At 64.7% G+C, this 4,763-nt stretch carries 3 protein-coding genes, 1 tRNA gene and 2 pseudogenes; 4 read left to right on the top strand and 2 right to left on the bottom strand.

From position 1 onward, the window contains the following. From ACLP9N_RS17910 to ACLP9N_RS17895, 4 genes and pseudogenes are all read left to right on the top strand, one after another. Window positions 1–850 (top strand): cytochrome P450 (locus ACLP9N_RS17910; protein ID WP_442408679.1); only part of this gene is annotated, 850 nt, incomplete at its 5' end. An 11-nt stretch (window positions 851–861) separates the two neighbouring features. Next, window positions 862–1,617 (top strand): SDR family NAD(P)-dependent oxidoreductase, encoded by a 756-nt coding sequence (locus ACLP9N_RS17905; RefSeq protein WP_442408678.1) that lies wholly within the window; start codon window positions 862–864, stop codon window positions 1,615–1,617. A gap of 163 nt (window positions 1,618–1,780) precedes the next feature. After that, window positions 1,781–1,931, top strand: a pseudogene (locus tag ACLP9N_RS17900) (oxidoreductase); the annotation flags it as partial. A gap of 367 nt (window positions 1,932–2,298) precedes the next feature. Beyond that, entirely contained in the window at window positions 2,299–3,720 is a 1,422-nt protein-coding gene (locus ACLP9N_RS17895; RefSeq protein ID WP_442408677.1) for an alpha/beta hydrolase domain-containing protein, read from the top strand. 659 nt (window positions 3,721–4,379) lie between these two features. On the opposite strand, the gene ACLP9N_RS17890 is transcribed toward ACLP9N_RS17895, so the two are convergent. After that, window positions 4,380–4,452, bottom strand: a tRNA-Arg gene (locus ACLP9N_RS17890). Window positions 4,453–4,494: 42 nt separating this feature from the next. After that, a pseudogene (locus tag ACLP9N_RS17885) lies at window positions 4,495–4,763 on the bottom strand (LLM class F420-dependent oxidoreductase); the annotation flags it as partial.

Here is a 4,763-nt window from a genome sequence, read left to right as displayed (position 1 = left end):
CGCCGCGCTGGTCGGTGGCCGCTGCGAGTTTATCGGCGAGTTCGCCAATCCGTTCGCGATGTTGGTCATCGCCGATTTGCTGGGTGTTCCCGAGTCCGACCACGCGGAGTTCCGCGAGGCGCTGCTGACCGAGGTCGGCACGATCGGCAGCAGCGAGGGCGAGACGATGCATCACTCGCCGCTGGAATACCTCTACGGCAAATTCGCTGAATACATCTCCGACCGCCGCGCCAACCCGCGTGGCGACGTGCTGACGGGCGTCGCCTCGGCCACGTTTCCGGACGGCAGCACCCCAGAAGTGATGGACGCGGTACGCGTTGCGGCCAACCTGTTCGCCGCCGGGCAGGAGACCACGGTCCGGCTGCTGTCCACGGCGATGATGATGATCGCCGAGGACGCCGATCTGCAGGCCAAGCTGCGCGCCAACCCCGACGTGATCCCGCGATTCGTGGAGGAGGCGTTGCGGTACGAGAGCCCGGTGCGTGGCGACTTTCGCCTCACCACGGTTCCGGTCACCGTCGGTGGCGTGGACCTCCCCGCGGGCACCACCGTGATGCTGGTCAACGCCGCGATCAACCGCGACCCGCGCAAGTTCCCCGAACCAGATGCCTTCTATATCGAGCGCGGCAACGCGCGCCAGCACGTCGCGTTCGGCCGTGGGCCGCACAGCTGTCCGGGCGCCCCGCTGGCCCGCGCCGAGGCCAAGATCAGCCTGCAGCGCCTGCTCGAACGGACCTCCAACATCTGGATCGATGAGGACAAGCACGGCCCGCAAGGCAATCGCCGGTACAGCTACCTGCCGACGTTTATCCTGCGCGGGCTCACCCGACTGCACATCGGCTTCGAATAGGGTTCGCGCTCATGCCCTTCGAGGGAACCACCGCGATCGTCACCGGCGGCGCATCGGGCCTCGGCCTGGCGATCACCGAAGCACTTGTCGCGCGCGGCACCAACGTCGCCGTGTTCGACATCCAGCGCGATCAGTTGCACGCCCAGGTGGCCCGGCTGCGCGCCGACGGCGCCAAGATCAGCGGTCACGTCGTCGACGTCTCCGACCGCGCCCAGGTGCGGGGCGCCGTCGACGAGGCGCGAGCCGAGCTCGGGCCGGTGCTGATCCTGGTCAACAATGCCGGCATCGAGCAGTTCGGCAAGTTCACCGGGATCACCGACGACGAGTGGGACCGCATCATGGCGGTCAACCTGCGCGGACCATTCATCTGCACGCAAGAAGTCCTGCCCGACATGACGGCCGCCAAATGGGGCCGCATCGTGAACATCTCGTCGTCGAGCGCGCAGGGCGGGCAGTCGCGCATGGCGGCCTACGTCAGCTCCAAGGCCGGGTTGATCGGGCTCACCAAGAGCTTGGCGCTCGAGCTGGGTCCGAAGGGCATCACCGTCAACACCGTGCCGCCCGGCATGGTGGTTACTCCGATGCTGGAAAAGGCCATCGCCGAGGGCCGCTTCACTGACACCCTCGAGAATTTCGCCGCAATCACGCCGGTGCGTCGGGCTGGCCGGCCCGAGGACATCGCCAACGCCGTGACGTTCCTGTGCTCAGACGAATCGTCGTACATCACCGGCCAAGTCATTCCCGTCAACGGAGGTCGCAGGACATGAGCGCGACGGAACAGCGACTGCCGCCGCTACCGGCCGAGGCGTGGGGTGAGGCGGAATACGCCGCGTTCGATGCGTTGCTCGGAATGCCGGGTGACAAGGTGCCTCGGGCCGGCTCGGGAGACCCTTATGACCCGGTTCCATGGACAAATTCGTGCAGAAGACGCGTGCCAAAATGCGCAAAGATCGGCCGCTCCCACGGGATGGAAACCCCCGAAGATGTTGCCGAAGCCGCACTTTACTTCGCAGCCTGTACCAGCGCCACCGGCACCGTCCTACCCATCGATGGCGGGACTTCGGCCCGCGGTCCAGAGTGATTTGTCTGTCAACCCGCGACCTGCCGTTGGTACAACCCGGCTGACAAGAGGCTAGTTCGTGACTGAGGACGCCATTGTTGAGGGATGCCCGGCATGCGGAAAGTGGCGCAAGCTCACAACCGAGCAGAAGGTCTGCGACGCAAGGAGGTGCAATGACAACAATGGCGCCACGCGAACGTAAACTGCCTGGCACACCGATCCCACGGCGGCGTCGTAGGGCTCGATACGTCATCGATCGCGAACAAAGGACCCAAGGAGGGACTGTGTCGCTTCAGCGCACCGATCATCGCCGGCATGACGCCCGCGCATCCGTCACTGGCGGTGCGGCCGCCTTCTATTGCTCTTTTTCTTCCCTCGTCGCGACGAGATGACCAATCGTCTGGTCGTCACACCAGCGCCTGGGACACCCAACCTGCTCTTGGGCGCATTCGACATCGCCAGCCTGGGCTATGTCGCCGAGGAGTTGTTCATTTCCGGCACAGCATCGTCCTACACGCCCGCTGCGAAACTCGGTGCTGACGGGCGGTGGAGCGTAATACTATCAGGCACCGCTGATTACACCACTCGCATGGTGGTACTGACGCCAGCGGATGCGGCGAACTTCAACGGAACAGTCCTCGTCGAGTGGCTCAATGTCAGCGGGGGCATCGATGCACCAGCGGTGTGGTTCATGGCGCATCGTCAAATGGTCCGCGAGGGTTACGCTTACGTCGCGGTCTCTGCCCAGCGGGTCGGCGTCGAGGGCGGCGCGAGCCGAGGTGGCGCAGACATGTCTCTGAAGACCCAAGATCCGATACGGTATGCACCCCTGCGCCACCCCGGCGACGCCTTCTCCTACGACGTCTTTTCGCACATCGGCCGACTGGTCCGTGACGCCGAGCACAACGGTGTTCTCGGTCCGCTGAAGCCCGAACACGTTGTCGCAGTTGGCGAGTCCCAGTCCGCCCTGTTCCTGACAACCTACGTCAACGCCATCGATCCACTCGCCAAGGTCTACGACGGCTTCTTGGTCCATTCCCGATTCGCGCCCGCCGCGCCACTGGACGGCAGCTCCATCTTCGAAGCGCCGCAGCCCACGACGCCGCACGCGGTCACCTTCCGACCCGACCTACGCGTCCCGTTGCTCACGATCATCACCGAAACTGACCTTTTCGGCGGCCCGCGACTGGGCTATTACCAGGCCAGACAGCCGGACACCGAAAGGCTGCGGACCTGGGAGATTCCCGGCACCGCGCATGCCGACAACTACACGATTCGAGTGGCGCCGATCGACACCGGCTCCGCGCCACTGGACAACATCGTGGCGGCCTACGCACCGACCAACACCTTGATGGGCCAACAATTGGCGCACTTCATCAACTTCGCCCCCCAGCACCACTATGTCCTGCAGGCGGCGCTGACCCGGCTGCACGAGTGGATCCGAACGGGCGAGCCAGCCCCGGCTGCCCCGGGAATCGAGATAACTAACGCCGACCCGCCCAAGCCGGTGTTGGATCAGAACGGACTCGCCCGGGGCGGCGTCAGGACCCCATGGGTCGGCGTACCGATTACCCGGACATCAGGTTTCGGCAGCGACGAGACCGCCATGTCCGATCTGTTCGGCTCGGGCGAACTGTTCGACGCCGCCACCCTGCACCGGCTCTATCCAGGCGGCACCGCGGACTACATGGAACGCTTCACCCTGGCGCTCGACGCGGCGATTCAATCAGGGTTCATCGTGTCGGCGGATCGCGCGGAAATCCTCGAGATCGCCACCGCGACGTACTCCCGCACAGCCAACCAGCGCTGACGCGCCGCGCGCCCCTGGCCGCCTCGGCGGCCAAACCCACAGCCACTCACCAACTTAGCCGTCAGCGGCCCCCCAAATGGGCCGCCGTGCAGTGGAATCGACGCCTTAACGAAGATAGCCGTATTTATAGCCGCGGCCGAAGGCACCACACTCAGCCTTGTGTCTGGCCAATGTGGGCGCAGCACTGCGGGCTCGAGCGCGGGTCCGCCGAATCTGTCGGCACCGTCGGGCATGATAATTAGGTGAGCGCAGCCCGATGCACACCGGACCGCCGCCGAAGTTCCACGGAACTCGGGACAACCCCCGTAGCTCTAGGGCGGCTTTGGGTCGTCCGAGTCTGTTTTAACCAAATATGGCCCAGGTGGTGGCGGAAAATTGTTGTTGTGGCGGATGATCTCGCCATGGCGTGCCAAGCACCCGAGGATCGGCACGCCTGCTTGGCCACGAGTCGGCTGCAACGACGCTGAATCACTATGCAGGGCTCTTCCCAACCGACCTTGATGATGTAGCGGTACGCCTCGATGCCGCCGCGAGAGAGGCCATCGGGGACTAGTGAACGCCACTTCGTGTCATTGGCTCACCGACCAAGCACCGACCAGGAGTCGGACCAACTTGTGGAGCGGAATTACGAAAGCGCTTATGAGCTGCGGAAACAAGGGTGCCCCCGGCAGGATTCGAACCTGCGACACCGGCTTTAGGAGAGCCGTGCTCTATCCCCTGAGCTACGAGGGCGGACGGGGCTGAGCTTACCGGCCGCCGGGTACCGGGACCGACTCAGCGCAACTCGGCGATCACTTTGGCGAAGTTGCCGATGTGGTTGTCCTGGACGGTGAAGAACGTCACGCCGTATTTGTCCCGGTACTCGAACAGGGTGTCGGCCATCTCGCGGGGGGAGCCGGTGAGCACCGAGTGCATCGCCAGGATCTCCTCGTCGGACATCCCCGGCGAGTAGTGACGCGTCATCGCCAGGTTCGGCATGGTCTCGCCTTCGGCCGGTACGGCCGTGATCGCCAGGTTCAACTCCAGCGCGTCGAACCGATCAC

The sequence above is a fragment of the Mycobacterium sp. genome, from assembly GCF_052144515.1.
GTDB lineage: Bacteria > Actinomycetota > Actinomycetes > Mycobacteriales > Mycobacteriaceae > Mycobacterium.
This window is presented reverse-complemented; position numbering and strand designations above follow the sequence as displayed.